Source organism: Paenibacillus sp. FSL W8-0439, assembly GCF_038008995.1.
Classification (GTDB): domain Bacteria; phylum Bacillota; class Bacilli; order Paenibacillales; family Paenibacillaceae; genus Paenibacillus; species Paenibacillus polymyxa.
On the sequence record NZ_JBBPAK010000001.1, the window covers coordinates 1,389,353 to 1,413,597 of the forward strand.

Annotated in this window: 21 protein-coding genes; 18 read left to right on the forward strand and 3 right to left on the reverse strand. The window is 48.2% G+C overall.

The window, feature by feature from the left end; all coding sequences use genetic code 11:
• Window positions 1–13 precede the first annotated feature (13 nt).
• From MKX36_RS05830 to MKX36_RS05895, 14 genes are all read left to right on the forward strand, one after another.
• Window positions 14–712, forward strand: a complete 699-nt coding sequence (locus MKX36_RS05830; RefSeq protein WP_016821241.1) for a sugar transferase — start codon at window positions 14–16, stop codon at window positions 710–712.
• Window positions 713–746: 34 nt separating this feature from the next.
• Complete coding sequence (locus tag MKX36_RS05835; protein ID WP_045244087.1) at window positions 747–1,685, forward strand: GDP-L-fucose synthase family protein; 939 nt, start codon at window positions 747–749, stop codon at window positions 1,683–1,685.
• Window positions 1,686–1,705: 20 nt separating this feature from the next.
• On the forward strand, window positions 1,706–2,695 hold the full coding sequence (gene gmd, locus MKX36_RS05840) for a GDP-mannose 4,6-dehydratase (protein ID WP_016821239.1): 990 nt from the start codon (window positions 1,706–1,708) through the stop codon (window positions 2,693–2,695).
• A gap of 122 nt (window positions 2,696–2,817) precedes the next feature.
• Window positions 2,818–4,161 (forward strand): flippase, encoded by a 1,344-nt coding sequence (locus tag MKX36_RS05845; RefSeq protein ID WP_045244086.1) that lies wholly within the window; start codon window positions 2,818–2,820, stop codon window positions 4,159–4,161.
• Window positions 4,148–5,416 (forward strand): hypothetical protein, encoded by a 1,269-nt coding sequence (locus tag MKX36_RS05850; protein WP_340864394.1) that lies wholly within the window; start codon window positions 4,148–4,150, stop codon window positions 5,414–5,416. Before MKX36_RS05845 ends, MKX36_RS05850 begins: the two co-directional genes overlap by 14 nt.
• Window positions 5,417–6,157: 741 nt before the next feature.
• Window positions 6,158–7,372, forward strand: coding sequence for a glycosyltransferase family 4 protein (locus MKX36_RS05855; protein WP_045244084.1), 1,215 nt, complete (start codon window positions 6,158–6,160; stop codon window positions 7,370–7,372).
• A complete protein-coding gene (locus MKX36_RS05860; protein ID WP_045244083.1) occupies window positions 7,369–8,610 on the forward strand; it encodes a glycosyltransferase family 4 protein in 1,242 nt (413 codons plus the stop codon). The genes MKX36_RS05855 and MKX36_RS05860 overlap by 4 nt, the downstream gene beginning before the upstream one ends.
• Complete coding sequence (locus tag MKX36_RS05865) at window positions 8,585–9,397, forward strand: WecB/TagA/CpsF family glycosyltransferase (RefSeq protein WP_045244082.1); 813 nt, start codon at window positions 8,585–8,587, stop codon at window positions 9,395–9,397. The genes MKX36_RS05860 and MKX36_RS05865 overlap by 26 nt, the downstream gene beginning before the upstream one ends.
• A gap of 52 nt (window positions 9,398–9,449) precedes the next feature.
• A complete protein-coding gene (locus tag MKX36_RS05870) occupies window positions 9,450–10,790 on the forward strand; it encodes a UDP-glucose dehydrogenase family protein (protein WP_045244081.1) in 1,341 nt (446 codons plus the stop codon).
• A 13-nt stretch (window positions 10,791–10,803) separates the two neighbouring features.
• Window positions 10,804–11,781, forward strand: coding sequence for an LCP family glycopolymer transferase (locus MKX36_RS05875; RefSeq protein ID WP_340864395.1), 978 nt, complete (start codon window positions 10,804–10,806; stop codon window positions 11,779–11,781).
• A 117-nt stretch (window positions 11,782–11,898) separates the two neighbouring features.
• Complete coding sequence (locus tag MKX36_RS05880; protein ID WP_045244079.1) at window positions 11,899–12,396, forward strand: hypothetical protein; 498 nt, start codon at window positions 11,899–11,901, stop codon at window positions 12,394–12,396.
• A gap of 115 nt (window positions 12,397–12,511) precedes the next feature.
• Entirely contained in the window at window positions 12,512–13,432 is a 921-nt protein-coding gene (locus MKX36_RS05885; RefSeq protein WP_031463077.1) for an ABC transporter ATP-binding protein, read from the forward strand.
• On the forward strand, window positions 13,425–14,207 hold the full coding sequence (locus MKX36_RS05890) for an ABC transporter permease (RefSeq protein WP_340864396.1): 783 nt from the start codon (window positions 13,425–13,427) through the stop codon (window positions 14,205–14,207). The genes MKX36_RS05885 and MKX36_RS05890 overlap by 8 nt, the downstream gene beginning before the upstream one ends.
• 260 nt (window positions 14,208–14,467) lie before the next feature.
• Window positions 14,468–15,553: an AI-2E family transporter gene (locus MKX36_RS05895; protein ID WP_025364270.1), complete on the forward strand. Its 1,086-nt coding sequence runs from the start codon at window positions 14,468–14,470 to the stop codon at window positions 15,551–15,553.
• Window positions 15,554–15,592: 39 nt separating this feature from the next.
• On the opposite strand, the gene MKX36_RS05900 is transcribed toward MKX36_RS05895, so the two are convergent.
• Both MKX36_RS05900 and MKX36_RS05905 read right to left on the reverse strand, forming a co-directional pair.
• The gene (locus tag MKX36_RS05900; RefSeq protein ID WP_107734024.1) at window positions 15,593–16,054 is read right to left on the reverse strand and encodes a bactofilin family protein; all 462 of its coding nucleotides are present in this window, start codon (window positions 16,052–16,054) and stop codon (window positions 15,593–15,595) included.
• A 45-nt stretch (window positions 16,055–16,099) separates the two neighbouring features.
• Window positions 16,100–17,131, reverse strand: coding sequence for a M23 family metallopeptidase (locus MKX36_RS05905; RefSeq protein WP_029514403.1), 1,032 nt, complete (start codon window positions 17,129–17,131; stop codon window positions 16,100–16,102).
• A 122-nt stretch (window positions 17,132–17,253) separates the two neighbouring features.
• Between MKX36_RS05905 and cls the strand changes: the two genes are divergently transcribed.
• Both cls and MKX36_RS05915 read left to right on the forward strand, forming a co-directional pair.
• Window positions 17,254–18,684, forward strand: a complete 1,431-nt coding sequence (gene cls / locus MKX36_RS05910) for a cardiolipin synthase (protein ID WP_340864397.1) — start codon at window positions 17,254–17,256, stop codon at window positions 18,682–18,684.
• 194 nt (window positions 18,685–18,878) lie between these two features.
• Window positions 18,879–19,823 carry a YitT family protein gene (locus MKX36_RS05915; RefSeq protein WP_013369852.1) on the forward strand — a complete coding sequence of 315 codons (945 nt, stop codon included), beginning with the start codon at window positions 18,879–18,881 and terminating at the stop codon, window positions 19,821–19,823.
• A gap of 68 nt (window positions 19,824–19,891) precedes the next feature.
• Here MKX36_RS05915 and ligD read toward each other — a convergent pair whose 3' ends face one another.
• Entirely contained in the window at window positions 19,892–20,794 is a 903-nt protein-coding gene (gene ligD / locus MKX36_RS05920; protein WP_016821225.1) for a non-homologous end-joining DNA ligase, read from the reverse strand.
• Between the two features lie 212 nt (window positions 20,795–21,006).
• Here ligD and MKX36_RS05925 point away from each other — a divergent pair, with 212 nt between their 5' ends.
• A complete protein-coding gene (locus MKX36_RS05925; protein WP_340864398.1) occupies window positions 21,007–22,293 on the forward strand; it encodes a sulfotransferase family protein in 1,287 nt (428 codons plus the stop codon).
• Complete coding sequence (locus MKX36_RS05930) at window positions 22,268–24,193, forward strand: asparagine synthase-related protein (protein ID WP_340864399.1); 1,926 nt, start codon at window positions 22,268–22,270, stop codon at window positions 24,191–24,193. The genes MKX36_RS05925 and MKX36_RS05930 overlap by 26 nt, the downstream gene beginning before the upstream one ends.
• Window positions 24,194–24,245 lie beyond the last annotated feature (52 nt).

The window sequence follows — 24,245 nt, forward strand, 5'->3', positions numbered from 1 at the left end:
GAGGTGATGAGACGTGTCTTCTTCCCGCTCGAACGAGGCCAAAGTGCTGGGCGCGTCAGTAGATGTATATTCGGTCGCTCATGGGCTTGAACGACGACAAGGATGGAGCGTATATCCGTTCGTGAAGCGAAGTATGGACATTATCCTGTCTTTTATTGGAATCATCGTACTGTGCCCGGTATTTCTGCTCGTCATTTTGTTGATCAAGCTGGAGGACCCCAAAGGAAGTGCATTATTTTATCAAATACGTATCGGTAAACATGAGCGACCGTTTCGCATGATCAAATTTCGTTCCATGGTGTCTGATGCCGAAGCCAGATTGTCTGCATTGCTGGTGGAAAATGAAATTGAGGGTGCGATGTTCAAAATGCGGGACGATCCCCGAATTACCCGTGTGGGTCGCTTTCTTCGCAGAACGAGCATCGACGAACTACCGCAACTCTTCAATGTACTGCGTGGGCATATGAGCCTTGTAGGACCCAGACCCCCATTGCCAAGAGAAGTCCATGATTACACCATGAGGGATAAGCTGCGTCTGACGGTTACACCGGGCTGCACCGGACTATGGCAGATCAGCGGTCGCAATCATCTAAGCTTTGACCAGATGGTAGAACTGGATTTGGAGTACATATCTAGACGCAGTTTCCGCACGGATATGATCATCATGCTGAAAACATTTCGTGTGCTGCTGGGCTCCAAGGATGCTTATTAAAGTCAATTTTAATAAAGAGGGGTAGGAGAGAAGGATGGAGCTACATTCTAACATCTATGTGGCAGGACACAATGGGCTGGTGGGTTCCGCTATTGTTCGAGCGCTTCAGAAAGCGGGATATCGTCATATTATTACTCGCACAAGCCGTGAGCTGGATCTGCGCAATAAAGAGGCCGTAGATCATTTTTTTGATACAGAGCCCGTGGATTATGTATTTCTAGCAGCAGCCAAGGTAGGCGGGATTTTGGCGAATAACGAATATCCGGCCGATTTTATCCGTGACAATCTACTTATACAAACAAATGTGATTGATGCGGCATACCGGAAGAATGTAAGCAAGCTGTTATTTCTAGGCTCTACCTGTATCTATCCCAAATTTGCTCCACAGCCGTTGCGAGAAGAATATCTGCTTACAGGTGAGCTTGAGCCTACCAATGAGGCCTATGCGGTTGCTAAAATTGCCGGGATTACAATGTGTCAGTCCTACAACCGTCAGTATGGAACCCGTTTTATTTCGGTGATGCCTACGAATTTATATGGTCCGGGCGACAATTTTGATCTCCAAACCTCTCATGTGCTGCCTGCGCTGATCCGCAAGTTTCATGAGGCTAAGCTGAATCAATCTCCGACTGTAGAAGTGTGGGGCTCCGGTACGCCTCGGCGAGAATTTCTTCATTCGGATGATTTGGCTGATGCTTGTCTATTTCTGATGAATAACTATGAGGGAAATGAGATTGTAAATATCGGTGTGGGTGAGGATATTTCCATCCGTGAGCTGGCTGAACGAGTCAAAAATGTAGTCGGCTTTGAGGGCGAAATTACTTTTAATACATCCGTTCCTGACGGAACGCCGCGTAAGTTGGTAGATGTATCCCGGATTTCCGGGCTGGGCTGGTCGGCGCGTATTTCACTAGAAGAAGGATTAAGGTCTGTATACCAGGCATTTCAAGGTCTGGATCTGGTTGAACAATAAATAACGGTGGGGGAATTGGAATGAAAAAAGCGCTGATCACTGGGATTACCGGACAAGACGGGTCTTATCTGGCTGAGTTGCTGCTGTCCAAGGATTATGAGGTGTACGGGGTGCGCAGACGAACCAGCACACCGAACTTTGAAAATGTAGCGCATATCCAGAATGACATTCACTGGCTTTCCGGTGATATGACCGATCTGGCTTCGCTGATCGAAGCCGTCCGTCAGTCCGACCCGGATGAGGTCTATAACTTGGCTGCTCAATCCTTTGTAGCGGCCTCATGGCCGCAGCCCTTGGCTACAGGGCAAATCACAGCATTATCTGTTACCAATATGCTGGAGGCGGTTCGAATTGCCAAGCCGGATGCACGCTTTTATCAGGCTTCAAGCAGCGAGATGTTCGGTAAGGTACTGGAGACGCCGCAGACAGAAACGACCCCATTTTACCCACGTAGTCCTTATGGTGTAGCCAAGGTGTACGGCCATTGGATTACAGTCAACTACCGCGAAAGCTTTGATATGTTTGCTTGCTCCGGTATTTTGTTCAATCACGAATCACCTCGCCGAGGGCTGGAGTTTGTAACACGCAAAGTGTCGGATGCAGTAGCTCGTATCAAGCTGGGATTGCAGCAGGAGCTGCGCATGGGGAATTTGGATTCACTGCGAGACTGGGGTTTTGCAGGGGATTATGTAAAGGCGATGTGGCTGATGCTTCAGCAGGATCGACCAGATGATTACGTGATTTCTACAGGAGAAATGCATTCTGTGCGTGAACTGCTGCAAATTGCTTTTTCTCATGCAGGTTTAAATTACGAAGATTATGTCGTGATTGATCCGCAATTTGTTCGACCGGCAGAGGTAGATCTATTGCTTGGCGATTGTGCCAAGGCGAAAGAAAAGCTGGGCTGGCGATTGGAAGTCGGCTTCGACCAGCTCGTTCGTATGATGGTGGATGCAGACTTGGAGCGTGTAAAAAGGCAGGCTGCAGTTGAAGCTTCTGTCGTCGTGTAAGAGGTGGAGAGGCCGCCCGCCTGGCCGGGGGGTCTCTTCGTTGTACATGATTTCAGCTGTATGACAGATCAACAGATCATAAAGCAATGTTTAAGGTCATTTTTCAAGATGGAGTAGAACCTATGACATTAGTCAAGAAACGTGCCAAACCGCGCAGAAGCTTGCTGGTGAATACATCCTGGCTATTCGGTGACAAAATGATTCGCATGGTGTTCGGGCTGGCAGTCAGCATCATCATGGCGAGAGTGTTGGGACCAGAGGAACTGGGAAAATGGAATTATGCGGAATCCTTTTTCGGGATGTTCCTGATTTTCACGACCCTTGGCTTTGATTCTATATTAGTACGCGATCTTGTCAAACACCCCAAGGATGAGCACGAACTATTGGGTACGGCGGTTCTGCTGAAGTTGTTAGGTACTTTGGTAGCCATTGTACTGTCCTATTCCTTTATTTCACTGCTCAGACCGGAAGACAGTTCAGTACGGCTAATCAATCTGATCCTGGCTACGGCCTCGGTATTTCAGTTGTTTGATATTATCGACTACTGGTTCCGTGCGCAGATGTTGTCCAAATATACGGTTGTTGCCAAGAATACCGCCTTTGTCCTCGGTTCCACCGTCAAAATCATTCTATTATTGTCCGGTATTCCAGTTTGGGCAGTGGCGTTGTGTGCTCATGGAGAGTTTCTGCTGGGAAGCCTGCTGCTGCTGTATTTCTTCCATAAGGAAGGGCGGCGTGTGAACAAGTGGACGTTCCGCTTCGCAACTGCTCGGCGAATCATGAATCACAGCTGGCCGCTTATTTTGTCCTCCTCCGCTGTATATGTACAGGCACGGATTGATCAGGTCATTATCGGAGAATTGTTGGGAAACGAGGCTGTCGGGCAATACTCCGTTGCACTCCGACTCATCGAGGTGCTGGGCTTTATCCCGGTCGTGCTAACGACAGCTTATGCCCCGGTGGTGACGCGTTCCAAGCAGAAAGGAAGCGACGAATACAGACGGACGTTGTCTAACGTGTATCGGCTGATGTTTATATGCTTTCTTGTGACCTCAGTCCCCTTATTTTTTCTATCCCAATGGGTAGTCGTTGTGCTGTATGGGAGAGAGTTTGCTGAAGCAGGCTCGCTGTTGTCACTGTTTGCGATTCGTCTATTTTTCACCAACTTTAGTGTCGCCAAAAGCTTGTTTATCACCAATGAAAATTTGTTCAAATACACGCTGCTGACCTCGATAATAGGTGCGGTTACGAATATAGCCTTCAATTACGCGCTGATTCCATGGCTTGGTGTCCGAGGGTCCTTAGTGGCGACGATTTTGTCCTTTACGATATCTGTATTTCTATTGGATTTGTTGTTTAAGGAAGTCAAAGCCAATTTGGGTTGGATGATGAAGTCAATCCTGACCTTCTGGCATGTTCATATTACAGTACCGAAAGTTGGAGAGAACAATCATGATACCGATTAAACCATTTGTTCGGCATGAGGAACAGTGCCCGCATTGTGGAGACACGTTACGTGCTGGAGAGGTGCTGTGGCAGGGAATCCACGTATGTGTCAGTACTAAGTGTGAGGGTTGCGGACGTGAATATCTCGAGGACATGAGGGTTGGTCATGCGACGTATTCACCTTATCGTGTAGAAATGCCTGACTATATCCTGACCGGTAATGCGAAGTCAAGAAAATGGCTCGGAGAGCCTCTGCGGCAATCGTTGATGAATCCTTCCTATGATTTGGCAGTCGGTATGACCGTGCATAAAAAGAAAGCTTCTTCACGGGTGATCATTGTCAACACTATAGATTATTTATATGGTCATGCGTTGCTTAAGCTGCTTAATGTTCAGCGTGAATATGAGCAATCGCCGGAACTGGGGATCATCGTTATTGTGCAAAAGTCGCTGGAGTGGATGGTGCCGGCATATGTGTCAGAAATTTGGACGGTCGATGTCCCGTTCAACAAGGCGCGAAACTTTTATCCTCTGCTACATCATCGGATGATTGAGGAATTGATGCGCTTTGATGAGGTGTATGTCAGTCCGGCATATTCACATCCCAGCCAATTTGAGATTGAACAATTTACAGGGGTCTCCCGTTATGACGAGGAACGTGAGCGGAAGCCACGCATTACCTTTGTATGGAGGGAAGACCGCTTGTGGAGCGGCAGCCATCATATTGCCAGAGCAGTGCAAAAATTTCCGAAGCTCAAACGTGGCCTGAAACCGCTAATTTATCATCAGCGCAGCAAAATCATTGGACTGTTCCGCAGACTGAGAGAAAGCTTCCCTGATCATTGCTTTACAGTAGCGGGACTTGGGCGCACGGGAAGCTTCCCAGCATGGATTGCTGACGAGCGCGTCTCACGCTTCGATCGGGATAGTGAAAAGCGGGTATGCGAGGTATACGCAGCCAGCCGATTAGTCATTGGTATTCATGGCTCCAATATGCTGCTGCCTTCTGCACATGCAGGTATGACGATTGATTTGATGCCTAAGGACCGATGGGGCAATTATGCCCAGGACATTTTATTTCACGAAACGGATCATCGGCTTACAGCCTACAAATATCGCTTTGTACCGATGGAATCGAGCGTGAGCTTGGTGGCGGATATGGCAGCGGCCCAGCTTAAAGGGGCAGACCATTTTAATATGCAGATGATGGAGGAAAGACAACGGCAGGGGGAACATTCAAGTTGGAGGGGAAAGGCCGCTACGGGAAGGATTTGATCTTCCGATCGCTGTTGACGAGGGATTCCCTAGATTAAATAAGCTCTGTAAGCGGGCGGAATCCCACGGGGAATATGCTTTCGAAGCGAGCTTTCCTTCGGAAAGCTTTGAGGCGAACGCTAACGCTTCTTCAGATTCAAATCCTTACCCTCCGCTACGTTTCACCGTCACCAAAAAGAATTTCCCCAGCCATAAGGTGGGGGAGGTAAGAGCCGCCTGGCGATAGCTTCGTCCTATCGCCGCGAACTTCACGCCGGGCATGTGTGCCGGTGTATTAATGCTCTGTATAGTCCTCTCTCAAGCTGAAAGAGTTTGATGAATAGTGCTTACGGCATGCAAAATCAAGCCTAATTAAGGCATCTTGGTCAGCCTAGCAGTAGTATAGCCGTGCTTGCTTGTGAGCGTGCCATAACGTGCCAAGCTTACAAGTCGTTTGACGAAGTCAACGCCCTGCATGCATTCGCACGCGTATATCCGCAGCGATGGCACTTCATGCCTAGCATTCCCTTTTTTAAGATGGGGTGACTTTATGGAAACGGCGGTCAGCAGCGGAGTGGATGGAATCGTTCTGAAGAAGCGATAGCGTTCGCCTTTATCCCCGGATTTTACCCTTTAAAGGGTTTATATAAATCAGATGAAATCCGGGGATAACAGCGATCGGAAGAATGATCCATCCGCGTAGCGGACTCTAACCCCCGCGTGCCATAACTCACCCAATATGAAATGGCAGGAGTACTGATGATGATTCCAAAAATATTGTATCTTCGCAACTTTGCCAGCAAGGTGAATGGAGCCTCATACAATTTGCAGGAAGTCGGCTTAGGCAAAGCGCTCGTCCGTAAAGGTTACGATTGCGATATTGTTTACTACAACGATCGTAAGGAGACCCATCTGGAACAAGTCTATCGTCACGCAGGCTGCACCTTGCGCATTATCTGGCTGCACGGTTTCAAGTTTTTAAGCAACAGCATCTACAGAGATGTTCTCAAAGATTCTTTTCTGGCAGCTTATGATCTGGTTATTACTACAGAATACAACCAGATCATGACCTACCTGCTTTCCCGCAAATGTCCCGATAAGCTGGCGCTGTATCACGGTCCATACCGGGATAATACGCATGCGCTGATCCGCAAACTGTACGATGTTATGCTGCTGCCTAAGGTGACAAAGTCTCTACGCCGAACCTATGTCAAATCCGATCTTGCCAAGCGCTATCTGGAGAATAAAGGCTTTGACAACGTGATAACGATTGGGGTCGGACTGGACCGCAGCAATGTAGAGAAAGGATTCAACAGTGACGACCAAAGCGGAGAGCGTGAGGAAAACCGTGAGGTTGCGAATGAACTGCGTCGGATCGGTAATCGCCCGGTGTTGCTGTATGTCGGTGTGCTGGAGGAACGGAGAAATATACGTTTTATGCTGAATACGTTCAAAAGAGTACTCCAAAAGCATCCCGGCTGCCTTTTGTTAATGGTTGGGGATGGACGAAAGATAGATACGGATCGTTATTGGGCTTATGCTGAGCAACTGGGGTTGACGGATAGTATTATACATTTTCCAAGAGTGGAGCAACGTCATCTGTGGCAGATTTACGGAGCAGCGGATGTGATGCTGTTTCCGACCCAATACGATATTTTTGGCATGGTGCTGCTGGAAAGCATGCTGTTCCGTGTCCCGATTATTTCTTCGATGAACGGTGGCTCGGTTACCTTGATTGAGGACGGAGTGAGCGGAGTGATGCTGAGAAGCTTTTCGGAGGAGGAATGGGCTGGTCGTATAGGCACATTGCTGGATGATGCTGGGCTTAGACGAAGTCTGGCCGAGAAAGCGTTTCTTACGCTCGAGCGTATGTCGTGGGATCGGATTGCGGATGAAATCATAAGCCAGCAGCGGATCAAACCCATAAGCTCCAATCACGCTATGCAATCAACACAGGAAAGTGGGGCGGCCACGTGAGTCAACAGGTTAGCAGACGAATGACCCCGCCTGTAAGCAAAGTACTGATCATCCATAACTTTTATCAGCAAAGTGGGGGAGAAGACAAGGTTGTCGAGCAGGAATCGGCTATGCTGCGTTCCAGAGGAATAGAGACGGAGCATTACTATGTGCATAACGACAGCATTCAAAGCAAAGGATTGGCCAACATGGCAAAGCTGGCGGTAGAGGCAGCCTGGTCCTTCCCAGAATTCAAAAGAATCAAAGAGCTGCTTTTGCGAGTGAAACCGGATGTGGTACATGTGCATAATTTTTTCCCGGTCATATCCCCATCGGTCTATCATGCCTGTGAACGGCTGGGGGTTCCGGTTGTCCAGACACTGCATAATTACAGGCTGATTTGTCCGGCGGCAACTTTTATGCGAGGGAATGAAGTTTGTGAAAAATGCCTGCACGGCACGCTGCTGCACTCCATCCGTCATGGATGTTACCGAGGCTCACAGCTGCAGACGATTCCGGTGGCGGCGATGATTAAGTTCAATGAGCTGATCGGCACATGGCAGCACAAGGTAAGTCGCTATATTGCGCTGACGGAGTTTGCACGGGACAAATTTGCTGAAAGCGGCATTCCGCTGGATCGCATCGCAGTAAAACCGAATTTTATCCATCATCAAACAGTCAAAGCCAAGTATGACCCCAATGATCGTTATTTGTTGTTCGTGGGCCGGATTTCAGCTGAAAAAGGGGTTCGCAATCTGTTGCAAGCCTGGTCACAGCTGGAAGATCGAGGTGGATTGAGACTGGTCATCATTGGCGATGGTCCGCAAAAGGCTGAACTGGCTGCTGCTTATTCGCAGGAAGACATTCGGTTTCTCGGCAAGCAGGATGGAGACACGGTGCTGGATTGTATGAGCCGAGCCATGTATGTGATGGTGCCTTCCATTTGGTATGAAGGTTTTCCGATGACGATTGTAGAGTCCTATTCCGTGGGAACGCCGGTATTGTGCAGCCGAATCGGCGCATTGGAGGAAATCGTGGAGGACGGAGTGACGGGTTTCCATTTTCAACATGATGATCTGGAAAATATAAAGACCGTGATTCGCCGTGCAGTAGCCTATGAGAACTATGCAGCTATGAGACAGAAGGTGGCGGAAAACTATGCAGCACACTATACGGAAGAAGTGAATGTGAAGCAACTGCTGGCGATATATAGCGAGGCCATGGAGGAATGTGATGATGAAGCAGCTGCCCCAGTATAGAGTCGGAAGGATTGCGAGCACAGATGTTGCAGCGCTGACGTTTCAGGAGACGGTACATACGCTGGAACAATGGGCAGTCGGACGAAAGGACAGCTATGTATGTATTTGCAACACCCATTCCATTGTCACAGCCGGGAATCATCTCGAGTTCCACGAAGCGCTCACTCAGGCTGATTTGTGTACTCCAGACGGTATGCCACTGGTATGGGCACTCAAGCTGTACGGGTTCGAGCGTCAGGATCGAGTAGATGGTCCCAGTTTGATGCTCAAGTTGTGCGAACGTGCGCCACAAACGGAGGTGAGCGTATATTTTTACGGCAGTACGCCGGATACGCTGGATAGCTTAAAAGACAGGGTAGGACAGGATTACCCTGGAATTCGTATCGCGGGCAGCTTTTCACCGCCATTTCGTGAACTTCAGCCAGAGGAGGAGAAGCGGATCATTGAGGAAATCAATGCTTCAGGTGCGCATCTCATATTCGTCAGTCTGGGCTGTCCGAAGCAGGAAATCTGGATGCATCGCAACAAGGATCGTATCCGTGGCGTGATGGTTGGAGTAGGGGCTGCCTTTGACTATATTACAGGCAAGGTTCGCAGACCGCCGCTAATGATACAAAGGTTGGGACTGGAGTGGCTGTACCGTCTGCTCTGTGAGCCAAAGCGTTTATGGAAGAGGTATGCCTATAACAATCCAATGTATATCTATCGTTTTCTCAAATCCTATCGGCATAATAAAAGGCTCACGCTCTATCATAATCGGCATACAGGGAGAGGCGTAGAGAAGTGAAGCAGGGCAAAAGTACAGTGAAATGAGACAGCATGTAAAAGGGGGAATTGGTTTGAAACTATGTGTTATAGGTGCCGGGTATGTCGGACTGGTGTCAGGGGTCTGTTTTGCCGCGCTTGGCAATAACGTCGTCTGTATCGATCAGAATGAAGACAAAATTCGTCAGCTACGTGCAGGCGGAGTACCGATTTATGAACCAGGCTTAAAGGCTCTAATTAAAGATAATGTCGAGCAGGGCCGGCTAAGCTTTACAACAGATACCGCAGCTTCAGTGCAGGCAGCTGAAATTGTTATTTTGGCGGTGGGTACGCCTTCATTGCCGAGCGGCGAAGCCAACTTGTCTTATATTGAAGAAGCAGCGTGCGAGGTGGCAGCTGCCATGAATGGCTACAAGATCATAGTTACCAAAAGCACGGTGCCTGTCGGAACGAACGAGCGTATTCAAAATTGGATCGCTAGCCGCACGAACTATCCTTTTGGTGTCGCTTCGGTTCCTGAATTTTTACGAGAAGGCTCGGCGGTCATGGACACCCTACAGCCTGATCGAATCGTCATTGGAGCTTCCGATCCGCATGTATCCGCAGTGCTAACTACTCTGCATGAGCCGCTGACAACGAATATTTTAACCACGGATATCCATTCGGCCGAGATGATTAAGTATGCGTCGAATGCTTTTTTGGCGACCAAAATTTCGTTCATTAATGAGATTGCGAATATTTGTGAAAAGGTGGGTGCAGACGTTACACGCGTGGCACACGGTATGGGACTGGATCAGCGGATCGGTTCCTCCTTTTTGTCTGCTGGTATCGGCTATGGTGGTTCGTGTTTTCCCAAGGATACGCAGGCTTTAATTCAAATTGCAGGCAACGTGGATTATGAATTTAAGCTGCTGAAATCCGTGGTAGAGGTGAATCAGGGACAACGTTTTAACGTGATTCGCAAGCTGAAAGAGGCACTGGGTGAGCTGGAAGGGGCTACGATTGGCATATGGGGGCTGGCCTTTAAACCAAATACAGATGACGTAAGAGATGCCCCGGCGCTGGATATCATACAGTCGCTGCTGGAGGCAGGGGCACACATTCGTGCATATGACCCGATCGCTACCGCTAACTTCCGCCGATTACTGGACAGCTCGGAAATAAAGTGGGCCGATAGCGCACGAGAAGCAGCAGAAGGATGCGATGCATTATGTCTCTTGACGGAATGGGAGGAGTTTGGTGAGGTCGGACTGGGTGAGCTGAACGAGCTGATGAAGTATCCCATTATGATTGACGGGCGCAATGTGTACAGCGAAGAACAAATCAGACAATCTGCCTTTGCATACTATTCTGTCGGCAGGCCACAGATGAACAATCTGGATATAGATCGTCATCAGTCTGTAGTGAATCCGTAAAGGGAGGCTGCGTATGAAACGATGGCTGAAGGTGACATTGGGGGCTGTGGCGTTATTGGTTGTAGGAGGTGCCGCCTATACCGTCTATGTGTATCATTCCTTTAAAACAGTGGCAAATGCGATGTATCATCCGCGCAGCATCGTGCAGCCCGGAGCGGTCTCTACCCTTGCAACGGGCGGAGCAGGGCGCTCCGTAGGTACAGACACTGGATCAAGTACACCCAATCCGGCAGCCATCTCTCAGTTCAAGCCGTTCACCGTGCTGGTGCTGGGTGTTGATCGGCGACCGCACGATCCAGGACGATCGGATACGATGATCGTTCTATCTGTGAATCCCGCCAATGGTTCGATGTTGATGTTCAACATTCCGCGTGATACGCGAACAGAGTTGGTCGGTAGAGGGCGTGAGGACAAAATCAATCACGCGTTTGCTTTTGGGGGCGTTGATATGTCGATCCGTACGGTAGAGCATTTTTTGAATCACCCGATAGATTACTATGTACAAATGAATATGGAAGGGTTTGCGAAAATGGTGGACCTTGTGGGAGGAGTAGAGGTCTACAATCCACTTGATTTTCAGTATGAGGGGCATCATTTTGCGCAGGGGAATTTGAACTTGAACGGAACTGAAGCATTGTCCTATGCCCGTATGCGATTTGATGATCCGCGTGGGGACCTCGGGAGAAACGCTCGCCAGCGAGAGCTGCTCAAGCAAATTCTTGCCCAGTCCATCAGCAAGGAAGGGCTATTGCGAGTGAAACCGATACTGGAGGCAGCGGGCGAGCAGATTTGCACAGACATTAGCTTTGACGATATGAAGACCTTTCTGACCCGGATCGGCCCGTCTCTTAAGCAGACGGATACTGTTGAGATAAAGGGACATGGGAGCAAAATCAAAGGTGTGTATTATTACATCGTAGATGAGCAGGAACGCCAACGTATCCATGGAGTGCTGGAGAAGCATTTGCTCACCACTCCCGCATCACCTTAGACATGACCTTAAGCAGACAGGTGTCCTCAGCGAGACCCGTTATTCTCTTCTAAACTCACCTTGTCCCACATACATCTGTAGAGTATTCGGTATAGTCCAACAGAGGGAGGGACAGGTGTGCTGCTTAGAAGGAGAGCGGCTTCGGCGTTCGTCCGTAAGCTAATGTATTTTGTAATTATATGTGGATTGCTATGGCTGCTGTGGATGGGTCTGCGTGGGGTGATGTCTACGGGGGAAGGGGATCAAGCCGTAGAAGCGCTGAACGAGTTCTACACGATGGAGCAATCGGGGAATTTTGGCGGCTCATGGGAGCTTTTTCATTCCCAAATGAAGAAGAAATTCGAGAAGTCCACGTATGTGCAGCAGCGTGCGCACGTTTTTATGCAGGATATGGGGACAGATACGTTTACGTTTGAACTGGGGGAGCCGCAGGCTGAATATGACATTCGTACCGATTCGAATGGGGAAGATTTAGGGAAGGTCTACCGCATTACGGTCACTCAGCACTACAAGACCCGATTCGGTACTTTTGATATCGTACAGCCTTGTTATGTGACGCAGGAAGATGAGGAGTGGAGAGTGCTTTGGATATACAAGGAGAAGGAACAGACGTGATAAGGTGCTCCCAAAGGTGTTTCTGACAGGATAAATATGGTACAATACTTCCAAAACCGGAAATGTACAGTAAAATGGATGACAGCTTCACTCCGGGTGGAAGGAGTTTCATAGCATGCAGCAAGCGACAGGGCAGGTTCCCGTCATACGGATGGAGGGTGTGAGTAAAATCATTTCCTCAAAAGCGATCGTGGACAATCTGACACTGGAGGTTCCGGCAGGACAGGTATTTGGTTTCCTCGGACCGAACGGTGCAGGAAAAACGACCACCATTCGTATGATGGTTGGCCTGATTTCGATCAGCAAGGGTGATATTCATATTTGCGGAGACAGCATTAATACCGATTTCGAAAAGGCTGTTTCCCATGTCGGTGCGATTGTTGAGAACCCGGAGATGTACAAGTTTTTGACAGGCTATCAAAATTTGCAGCATTTTGCGCGCATGTCGCCTGGGGTGACCCAAGAACGTATAGATGAAGCGATTCGTCTGGTGGGACTCGGAAACCGAATTCATGATAAAGTCAAAACCTACTCGCTCGGGATGCGTCAACGACTCGGGGTAGCTCAGGCGATTTTGCATCGACCGAAGCTGCTCGTGCTGGATGAGCCGACCAATGGCTTGGACCCGCAGGGTATTCGTGAACTGCGGGATTATTTGCGTCAATTGACCCGTACCGAAGGAATTACCGTGTTTGTATCAAGCCATTTGTTGTCCGAAATGGAGCTGATGTGCGATCGCGTGGCCATTATTCAGAGCGGGCGATTGGTTGATATTAAGCAGTTGAAGAATACAGAGGGAGAAGTGCAGACGGCGGAAATTGCTTTTGAAGTCAATGATGCTGAGCAAGCTTATACGCTTGCTGGAGCAGGGCGCGTCGAAGGCAATCAACTACTGCTTCACCTGGAGCGGGAACAGATTGCAGAGATGAACAGTCTGCTGGCTGCAAATGGAGTCAAGGTGTATGCGATTCGCCCGGTTGCCCGTACGTTGGAAGATCAATTTTTGGAAGTGACGGGAGGCGGGTCCATTGGCTGATTTCTTCAAGCTGGTACATAATGAAAATCTTAAAATCTACTTGCGTGTGCGCACATGGATCATGCTGGGGCTGCTGGCGGTCATCACCGCTGTGATTCCGATGCTGATTTCTCTAGTTTCTGATCAGGTTAGTGTGTGGGATGGCATCACATTGACAACGTTGTTTACATTTTTCCTCAATACGACGTTTACGGTCATTGTAGCTGCTGATTCGGTGGCTGGCGAATTTACATGGGGAACGATTAAGTTGCTGCTCATCCGCCCTTGGACTCGCAGCAAAATTTTGTTGTCCAAGTATATATCGGTGATTTTGTTCAGCTTGCTTGGAACAATCGTTTTGGTCTTGATGGTTACGCTATCCTCCTGGCTGATGTTATCGAAGGACGCACCAGCGGGTTCTGTTCCGCTGTTCAGTGATCCGATATCTTACGTAACGCTGAACTTCTTGTATAGCTATATCGCCTTATTCGTGACCATGGCTTTTGCATTTATGTTATCCGCGGTGTTTCGTTCGAGCGCTTTGGCGATTGGTTTGTCCTTGTTTATGATGTTCACCAAAACGGTGTATAACTCTATTGGCTTGTTCAGCACAGATCGCTTTGAATGGACCAAATACGTACTCTTTACGCATATGGATCTGAAAAAATATCTAGATATGCCGCCGGGTACAGTAAGTTCCAATCTAACCTTTTCGCTCGCCGTGCTGGCCGCTTATTATGTGGTTTTTATCGCGATTGCCTGGGTGGTTTTCGTAAAACGCGATGTCTCCACCTAAACACGTATCTCTTAGCATGTGTGATTGAATGACACGAGGATTTTGGCAAAATGCTGAGATCACAAAAAGGAAGTCCAATGCCTAGCCATTTGGACTTCCTTTTTTGCTATGTTGGCACTGTTTTATTCAGTATCTATGTCATTTTTGCTACATATTCTGTAAGTGTGGGTATATTGTAATCTATTTTCAGCAAGAATCAATCAATAGGGTCGGTTTGCGTTTAAAGAAGTAGAGAGAAACAGAACAGGGGGGCGTATGATATGCTGCAAAATAATCGTTTTTTTCGCCTGACTTCAGGAATCGTCATGCTATTGCTCATTATTTACTTGGGCACCAAAGTAAGCTTTATATTCAGTCCTCTTGTATCCTTGGTCAGCTTGCTGGTTGTACCGTTGATGCTATCTTTTTTCCTCTATTATTTATTGAGACCGATTGTAGATGTCATGGAACGGAGAAAAATCAAACGATCGATTTCCATATTGCTGATTTATTTGGTTATTGGCGTGTTACTGTTCCTCTTCTCATGGGGAGTGTGGCCTACGCTCCGTGATCAGGTAACCAATTTATTTGAGAATGCGCCGAAGCTTATTAAAAGTCTGGTTGATCAATTGAGCCAATGGCGGCATAATCAATCCTTGAGACAAGTACTGCCTCCGGGTGAAGACCCGCTGTCACAACTGTCAGATACGTTAAACGAAGCTTTTTCAACGCTGTCAGATTATTCGGTAAAGCTGGTATCGTTCGTATCCTACTTTTTTATCGTATTGGCTACCTTTCCCATATTGCTCTATTACATGTTGAAGGAAGGAAGCAAGTTTGGTCCCAAAATGCTTAACTTCTTTCCTAAAAAGTATCATAAGGACGCGCTGGAAGTTATGGAGGATATTGATAGTGCGCTTAGCAGCTTTATCGTCAGTCGAGTGCTGATCAATGTCGCGTTGGGCTTGATGATGTTCCTTGGATTTTTGATTATTGGTTTGCCTTATGCCTTGCTGCTTGCCGTTATTTCGATTTTCCTTAATTTTATTCCCTATGTGGGGGCAGTAGCTGCTTCTATACCTGTGGTTATCATTGGATTTCTCGAATCGCCTTCCATGGCGCTCTGGTCGCTGGTGGTGGTGATCGTTGCACAGCAAATTCAGGATAATTGGCTGTCGCCGATTGTCTTTGGCAAGCAGCTGGACATTCATCCGTTGACTGTCGTCATTTTATTGCTAGTTGGTGGCGACCTGCTCGGGATCTTGGGTATCATTTTGGTTATTCCATTATATATGTGCGGCAAAATCGTCATACGCAAGGTGTACCATTTATTTTTGGAACGCAGAGTGGAGGATATTATGGAGTGATTGGAGGATGTACTGGATATATAGGAGTATAAGCCGGCCCTATCCCGCTTCAGGTTGTAGGGAGGCTTGGCTGTCCTCTATGTCTTGGCTGAAACTGGATTGATTTTCATCCTCTGATTTCTCTATAGCAGCTGGCGACTCTGCATCCATAGTTTGGTTCATTTGACTTGTGCCGTTCAGTACGCCACCTTCAGAAATGACCAATGTAGGGGTCGCCGTATTTCCGTACAGTTCGCCTGTCGATGTAATGGTCAGCCGTCCTTCTGTGGTGATGCTGCCGAATACCTTGCCGGCAAGAATGACGTCCCGTGCAATAATGTCCGAACGTACAACTGCTGATTCTCCAATGACGACAGTGCGAGTGCTGTAGATATCGCCCTGAAAATGACCGTCAATGCGAATGTTGGCCTCTGCCTCAATCGTACCTTCAAAGCTGGTGCCGTTCGCGAGCAGTGTATCCGTCGCCGGGGTGGAGAGCTTTTTTTTGGATTCCTTGAACATGATCGTTTTCCTCCAATCCTTTATTGTCGGTATTTTGCAAAAACCTTATTGTACATACAGCAATGGATCGACAGGTTGGTTATGCTTGACGATCTGAAAATGAAGATGAGGTCCTGTGCTTCTCCCGGTACTTCCTAGCAGGCCAATGGTCTGTCCTTTGTGAACACGGTCCCCCGGAGCCACCTGCATACCGCTTAGGTGCATATACCAGCTTTGGAGTCCGTCAGGATGCTGAATGATGATGCACTTGCCGCGAGCTCCGCTGGAAGCGGCCTCCAGCACAGTGCCTGCCCCTGCTGCATAGACAGGATCACCGGATTGACCGGCAATGTCCACGCCTGAGTGAAAAGCGGATTTCCCTGTAAATGGGTCGCTGCGATAGCCGAAACTGGAGGTCATGCGCCGCGAACCAACAGGCCAAATGGAGGGCCTGCCTTGTTGAGCAAGTGCCAGTCTTCGGGTCTGGAGCAGCTGCGCGGCTTGTTGGCGCTCCAGGTTCTGCTGTACGGCGTTTGCCTGTTGAATAGAGCGCGGAACCGTGCGCTCCACTGTGTCCAGCAGAGCTTCGATTTCCTGAAAATCATCCATGGCCTGGCGGGCTAGAAGAGCTGTATTTTCATGCACTGCGATCAATTCACCCCCGGTATGGCCGGAAGCATCCCAGGAGAGGGGGGTGATGGTTGATTTATTACTGCTTGCGCTGGAGGAATTTCCGTGTTTACGAATGAATTGCTGCATTTGTTGTTCCAGCTCAGTTACACGCTGGAGACGTTCGCGAATACTGGTGGCTTGATTCGTCAGTTCCATGACTTCCTGCCGCAGTCGCCCAATGGCTGCGTCTTTGTCTGCTACCGTGACCTCCATCTGCAAACTCTGGACAGCAAGATTGGTTTCCATTTGGGAAATAATATGGGAAGAACGGATTTGCAGCCCGATCACGAGCGTAGAGATTGATGCGATCACAAGGGTCGGGACGAGAATGACAGCGGCTGCGGAGCATTGTAGCTGCTTGGGCGGTTGCTGTGCATCCCGAATGACAAGCAGGGTCATCCGGCGATTTAGGCTTCCTTTTTTCATAATCGCTCCTTTCCGGACATCGCTCCTATAGTGCTTGGTTACTATCTATTCAGCTTAAGAGGCAAACATGTCAAAAAAATTGGAGCTTTGTATAAAACGTAGATATATAAGGAGGCTTAGATATGCTGTGGTTGCTGTTGGTTTTAATTATTTTTATTTTTCAGACCGGGACGATTCTGCTCTTTGAATTTCGCAAGCCGTCCAAAGCGGTAGCCTGGCTCTTTATTTTGTTTTGCTTCCCGCTTATTGGTTTTGTGGTGTACTATTTTGTTGCTCAGGATTACCAGAAGCGTAAAGTGGTTCGTAAAGCAGGATCGCAGCTATTTCGTGAATTCCGTGAACATCTGTGGGCGCAAACCAAGGTGATTGAAAATGTAGAGCAAATGCACAATCCCCATTTCAAGCATCAGGAGCGTCTGTTTAACCAGTTGATTCGTATGTCGGAAAACCCGTTGACTGGCTGCAACCGTACACGTGTGCTGACGAACGGGGAAGAGACTTTCGACGCCATGCTGAAAGCGATGGAACAGGCACAACATCATATCCATGTGGAGTTTTACATATTTCGGGCAGATGAAATCGGGAAAAAATTTCAGGAGGTCATGATCCGTAAGGCACGCGAGGGAGTTAAGGTACGATTCATTGTGGACGGCGTAGGGAGCTACCATTTACCCTATTCATTTATTCGCACCTGCAATGAGGCTGGGGTCGAATTTCATTATTTTCTACCGCCGTTTTTCGCCACGCTGGACCGCCGGATTAACTATCGCAATCACCGGAAAATCGTGGTGGTGGACGGCACGATCGGATTTGTGGGGGGAATCAATGTAGGCGACGATTATCTCGGAAAGTACCCCAAAGTGGGATTTTGGAGGGATACGCATTTGCAGATTGAAGGAGATGGCGTTTATTTTCTGCAAAATGTGTTTCTTAGCGATTGGAAGCTGGGTTCGGGAGAGAGGCTAATGGACGTGAATTTATTTCCTCCACATACCTGCACAGGGGATGAGGAAGTACAGATTTTGAGCAGTGGGCCCGATCAGGTATGGGATACGATTCAGGAATTGTGCTTTGGAGCGCTTACGGTTGCCAAAAAGCGGATTTGGATAACGACGCCGTATTTTATTCCCGATCCGGGGATTTATGAGGCACTGAAGCTGGCGGCCGTCAGCGGCATAGATGTGAAAATTATTATTCCCTACCAATCAGATTCGAAACTGGTACACCTGGCGTCACTGTCCTATGTGCAAGAACTGCTGGAGGCAGGAGTGGAGTTCTACCAATATCGAAAAGGATTTATTCACGCTAAAGTGGTGATTGTGGATGATTTGCTCGGCTCGGTTGGGACCGCCAATATGGACATGCGTAGCTTTTTCTATAATTTTGAGTTGACCGCTGTACTTTTTGCAACTTCGGCGTTGGAACGGCTTTCGGCAGATTTTGTAGAGGACATTTCCAACTCTTCCAAAATAGATTTGAACGTGTTCCGCAGACGCCCTCGATCTCAAAAAATAGCTGAAATTCTAACTCGCATGCTCTCTCCCCTCCTTTAGAGGCGGTTTTCGCCGTTTTTATCAATATAATCCCGCTTTATTGTGATTTATGTGCTCTTTTCTAACTTTTTTGCGCAAAATCACAGTTTTATGATATACTAATCACATAACTAAGCGCCGTAAAGGAGAGGGGACTGCGGAGAGCAGCCCCTTTTTCGGTCCAATATACCATACTGTAACGGGGGGATTTATATATGAGTGTAGTGAGCAAGGAAGTCCAAAATCTGTCTGAGATCACAGATGTAACCGGAGAGTTGACCAAGATCAGCAAAATTCCAGCTAATCCAAAGAACAAAGTAAAACGCTTATTGCAGCGTGCAGCCATGATCGTGGTTGGTGCAGCGCTGATGGCCGTGGGATTGGAAATATTCCTGGTTCCTAACGGCGTTATTGACGGCGGCGTTACAGGTATTTCCATTATGGCCTCCAAGATTACTGGTTATCCGCTCGGTATTTTCCTGACCCTGTTGAACCTTCCATTTTTACTTATCGGCTACAAACAAATCGGTAAAACCTTCGCTTTATCCACATTATTCGGCATCGTCGTTATGTCCATCGGAACTGCGTTACTTCACAATGTAAGTGCATTGACGCCTGGGGAACCGCTGCTTGGCGCTATCTTCGGGGGTGTCATTCTCGGCGTGGGAGTGGGTCTTGTGATTCGGTCCGGCGGCTCGCTGGATGGGACAGAGATCGTGGCTATTCTCGTCAGCGAAAAAACTCCTTTTTCGGTCGGTGAGATCGTATTGTTCGTTAATATTTTCATTCTGGGAAGTGCGGGTTTTGTATTCGGTTGGCCGAATGCCCTGTATTCCATGATTGCTTATTATATTGCTATGAAAATGATTGATATTACAATTGAGGGTCTGGATCAGTCCAAATCGGTCTGGATTATTAGTGATAAATACCGTGATATCGGAGATGCCCTGACGGACCGTCTTGGACGGGGGGTAACTTACCTGGAAGGTGAAGGCGGCTTTACAGGCGAGAGCAAAAAAGTGATTTTCGTCGTCATTACCCGACTGGAGGAAGCGAAGCTCAAGAGCATCGTTGAGGATTGGGACCCGCACGCCTTCATTGCAATTGGTAATATTCACGATGTGAAGGGCGGACGTTTTAAGAAAAAAGGAATACACTAGCGCAAGGGGACAATTTCTCAGCCTATGGCTGCGGGGTTCGTCCCCTTTTTTGTGCTTCAAAGCATGGATCAGGTTGGGTGTGTTTTGGAGCGCATATGTTTGAGGAGGTCCTCTACGGGCTGGGGAGGCACCTTGTCGATCAAGTCGCCTACCTGGTTTAACCGTTCCTCAATATTCAGCAAATGGTAGTCAAGTGGTGACACATCTTGCCGTACCTCTTCCCAGGTTAGCGGAGTCGAGACCGTAGCACCGGGACGTGCCCGTGGAGTATAAGGAGCGGCTAGGGTTTTTCCCTGATAATGCTGCAAATAATCAAAATAGATGGCGGTACCACGATCCTTCTTTAACCGTTCCAGTGTGAACAGATGCGGGTGTTTTTCCGTCACAAATTGTCCGACCAACAGTCCGATGCTGCGCAGCTCGTCAAAGGTGATGCCTGTACGGATCGGGACGATAATTTGTACACCTGTGGCCCCGGAGGTTTTGGGGACAGAGTCCAACCCAAGCGAAGCCAATACTTCGCCTACAATGGAGGCGGCCTCCATAATACGTGGCTCGACTTCTCTGGATGGATCCAGATCAATCATCCATTCACAGGGCAGTTGGCTTCCTGTTCTGTGCAGAGAGGGATGAAATTCCAACGCAGCTTGATTACCGAGCCAGAGTAGTTGGGGCAGCTTGCCAAGCACGATATACTCAATGCCATCATGCAGAGCGGTTTCAATATAGTCTGGCCGAGGATGTGGGGCATTTTTCTGATAAAAAAAATCTCCATGGATACCATGTGGCCAACGGATGACAGTCAATAGACGCTGATGACAATATTTGAGCAGGTAGGGGGCCAATACCGCAAGCTTGCGAAGATATAGCGCCTTAGTTACACCTGCTTCGGGCCACAGCGGTTTATCCGGGTTTGTGATTGCAATTTCATGACCTTCAATCGTAATCGTACCTTTAACAGCTCGTCCCATAGTGCTATGCTCCTTTGGTTAACATGCAGCAAGATCATTATTTACAGACAACTGGCAGCATTTCTACATCTACATAAGGTTTAACATGAACGTGCAGCACAGAATTTATCCATCAAAGGGATTGACAAGATACATTATGTATCATAAATTATAATAAAAATACGATATGTATCTATTAAAACGTCTTGAGCAGAGGTAGAGGAGGAGTGTGCTTGATTGAAAAGCAGGGCGGAAAGCTAGTATTTCTGTTGAGTGTCCCTCGAAGTGGAAGCTCGCTGCTAACCGCCATTTTGCAAAACCATTCCCGTCTGTTTGCCACGCAGGAAATGTGGTTTCTGCTCAGTTTATATGATCTTCCTCAGTCACATGCACGGCCATATGGAGGAACAGGAATACTCCGGCAATTTTTTAAAGGTATGGTCCCTCCACATGTATTGGAGCAGGCCGCTCGTTCGTATGCACTTGAAATATATAATGGCCTGCTTCAGGGGACGACCGCTGATATGCTTATCGACAAATCACCGCGTTACTATACAGTGCTTGAATTTGTAGACCGTTTGTTCCCGGCTGCCCGTCGAGTGTGGCTTATCCGCAATCCTTTGTCCATCGTGGCCTCGTTTAAAAAGGTCAATCAGCTCCGAAATGGGAACTTTCACCTGCTGAAGGAACTGGGAAGTCCGCATTTTAATATGAAAATGACAGATATTACGGTTGGTTTGTTCCGGTACGCTCATTATTTTGCCACACCTCATCCACTTGCATACCCGCTGATGTATGAACAGCTCGTAGCCAATCCAAGGATGGAGATTGAGAAGCTGTGTCATTTTCTGGAGATCCATTATGAGCCGGGGATGGAAAGGTACGGGAACTTTGCGGATACGCCCCAATCCAATCTTTTTTATAGCATGGGAGCGGGTGATCCGTTTGTCATGGAGCATGAACAGGCGCATCAGAATTCGGTACATAGTTGGCAATATCTATTGAGTACAATGGAAATTGAACTGTATTGCAGAAGCATTGGAGCTCGCTTGTTTAGGCAGCTTGGTTACGGAGAAGCGCTGGAACAGGCTGAGCAGTTGACGGGAGTCCGCTTTGAGGATGACCCTGATGTAGAGCTGTTGAGTCGACGTACACACCAGTTCCTCCAACAAAGTGGTTTTGAATGGAAGGCAGCTTATCGGATGCTGGAAGATCGGGATGCAGATAACAAAGAATTCATGACAAATGCAACCTGTCATGCTGCACCTCACAACCCGGCAAGGATGGATATGGCACAGATCGTGAGTGATCGACGAATTCAATCACTGGAAAACAGACTGGCACATAGCTTTGAGGAACGGAACCGGCTGATCGCGCAGCTCCAAAGCTATCAGCGCCCAAGCCAAGGGTTCCGGTCCCATTTATTGGCCCGTAAGTTCGGGCGCTGGGCGTCTGAAGTATTATCAAGTATCGGAAAAGAAAAGGGGGGAGAACGTGAGTGCAATTGCCGGAATCTATAGATTTGGGCATGAGTCTGTATATGCTGAAGAAGGCGAAAAAATGATGCAAACTCTGCAAAAATATCCCGCTGACCGCGTGTGCGCTTGGTGTGAAGGTTCGATTTTTTTGGGATGTCATGCCCAGCATGTGACCCCCGAATCTGTTCATGAGCGTCTTCCCTTTTATGATGAGCTAAGAGATTTGGCTATAACGGCCGATGCGATCATTGACAACCGTTCTGAGCTGTTTGAACGACTAGCAGTTGAGCAGGGGCGGCGGATAGATATCACGGACAGCGAGCTGATTTTACTGGCATACGACAAATGGGGTGTTGATGCAGCAGGTTATCTGATAGGTGATTTTGCCTTTGTCATTTGGGATGCCAAGAAACATCGGTTATATGGTGCTAGAGATATGACAGGCAATCGTACGCTGTATACCTACCAACATGACGGAGGATTTGCGTTTAGCACGGTAGTTGCCCCGCTATTGGTTCTGTCCTCTCTGCGAAAAGAACTGCATGAACCATGGCTGGCCGAATTCTTATCTATCCGTGCAATGCAGGAATCCGTCGATATCAGGACAACCGCCTACAAGCATATCAACCAGCTACCTCCTGCACATTGGTTCACTATGGAAGAGGGTAAGCAATCGCTCTGTAAATATGCATGTCTGGATGAGGTAGAGCCGTTGCGGCTCAAAACAGGCGGGGAATACATAGAAGCTTTCCGCGAGGTATTCTCCCAGGCGGTAACTGCCCGATTACGGACGCATCGCGCTGTAGGGGCTGCCCTGAGTGGGGGATTGGATTCCGGAGCGGTTGCCAGCTTTGCCGCGCCAGCGCTGCACTTACAACACAAGCCGCTACATGCCTACAGCTATGTACCTGTTCAAGATTTTACAGATTGGACACCACCTACATTGCTGGCGAACGAACGCAGCTATATTCAGTCCACGGCTCGCTATGTGGGCAACATTCGTGAAAATTATATGGATTTTGAGGGGAAAAGTCCGTTTTCTGAAATTGATATGTGGCTGGAGTTGATGGAGGCTCCCTACAAATATTTTGAAAACTCCTTCTGGATTAGAGGTTTTTATGAGAAAGCACAGGAACATAATGTCGGAGTTCTATTGACTGGGGCACGCGGCAACTTTACCGTTTCGTGGGGGCCTGCACTGGACTATTATGCCCGTCAGTTTCGCCGTTTGCATTGGCTGCAATCTTGGCAGGGAGTGAGGCGGTATAGCAAGCTTACAGGCAGTCGTATGTCTCATTTACTGCCCGTGATGTTGAAAAAAGCCACCTCACTTGACGCTCGCACATGGTGGGGACGTGGCAAGCAAAGTCTGATTCCTCCACTGATTCACCCGGAGTTTGCCAAGCGGATGAATGTAGAAGATATTCCCGTATTGAGTGGAACTGGCTGGAGAAAAAATGCCGATCAGACAAGAAAAGAGAAGTTTTCAAATTTGGCGATTGCCAACAAAAATGGTGTCATGGCGACCAAACTTTCACTTCGTTATGGCCTGTGGGAACGTGATCCAACCGGAGACAGCCGTGTCATTCGCTTTTGCTTATCGGTACCTTTTGAACAATATGTACAAAATGGCCGGGACCGTGCCCTCATTCGTAAAGCTATGCGTGATCATCTCCCTGATGATGTTCGGTTGAACCAGCGAGTACGCGGCGTACAGCCTGCGGATTGGCTACATCGTATGCTTCCTTGCTGGGACACGTTTATGGGAGAGCTGCAAGTGATGTGTCATGATTTACGAGCTGCCGAATATCTCAATATGGACTACATTAAGACGGCTATGGCGAAATACCGACATCCCCGTCCGGACCAGGCATCCGATCCGAATATACGACTATTCATGCACAGCCTGATCGTGTACCGTTTTCTCTGTGGTTTGAACTGATTTGGATCTAACCGATCAGACGGCGTGCCATTCGTGGGAGGGGAGGTGATGA

Bases quoted from the DNA above. Each gene is read 5' to 3' on its own strand.
- MKX36_RS05835 (WP_045244087.1), top strand. From the start codon at position 747: ATGGAGCTACATTCTAACATCTATGTGGCAGGACACAATGGGCTGGTG.
- gmd (WP_016821239.1), top strand. From the start codon at position 1,706: ATGAAAAAAGCGCTGATCACTGGGATTACCGGACAAGACGGGTCTTAT.
- MKX36_RS05845 (WP_045244086.1), top strand. From the start codon at position 2,818: ATGACATTAGTCAAGAAACGTGCCAAACCGCGCAGAAGCTTGCTGGTG.
- MKX36_RS05850 (WP_340864394.1), top strand. From the start codon at position 4,148: ATGATACCGATTAAACCATTTGTTCGGCATGAGGAACAGTGCCCGCAT.
- MKX36_RS05855 (WP_045244084.1), top strand. From the start codon at position 6,158: ATGATTCCAAAAATATTGTATCTTCGCAACTTTGCCAGCAAGGTGAAT.
- MKX36_RS05865 (WP_045244082.1), top strand. From the start codon at position 8,585: ATGATGAAGCAGCTGCCCCAGTATAGAGTCGGAAGGATTGCGAGCACA.
- MKX36_RS05875 (WP_340864395.1), top strand. From the start codon at position 10,804: ATGAAACGATGGCTGAAGGTGACATTGGGGGCTGTGGCGTTATTGGTT.
- MKX36_RS05885 (WP_031463077.1), top strand. From the start codon at position 12,512: ATGCAGCAAGCGACAGGGCAGGTTCCCGTCATACGGATGGAGGGTGTG.
- MKX36_RS05895 (WP_025364270.1), top strand. From the start codon at position 14,468: ATGCTGCAAAATAATCGTTTTTTTCGCCTGACTTCAGGAATCGTCATG.
- MKX36_RS05900 (WP_107734024.1), bottom strand. From the start codon at position 16,054: ATGTTCAAGGAATCCAAAAAAAAGCTCTCCACCCCGGCGACGGATACA.
- MKX36_RS05905 (WP_029514403.1), bottom strand. From the start codon at position 17,131: ATGAAAAAAGGAAGCCTAAATCGCCGGATGACCCTGCTTGTCATTCGG.
- cls (WP_340864397.1), top strand. From the start codon at position 17,254: ATGCTGTGGTTGCTGTTGGTTTTAATTATTTTTATTTTTCAGACCGGG.
- MKX36_RS05915 (WP_013369852.1), top strand. From the start codon at position 18,879: ATGAGTGTAGTGAGCAAGGAAGTCCAAAATCTGTCTGAGATCACAGAT.
- ligD (WP_016821225.1), bottom strand. From the start codon at position 20,794: ATGGGACGAGCTGTTAAAGGTACGATTACGATTGAAGGTCATGAAATT.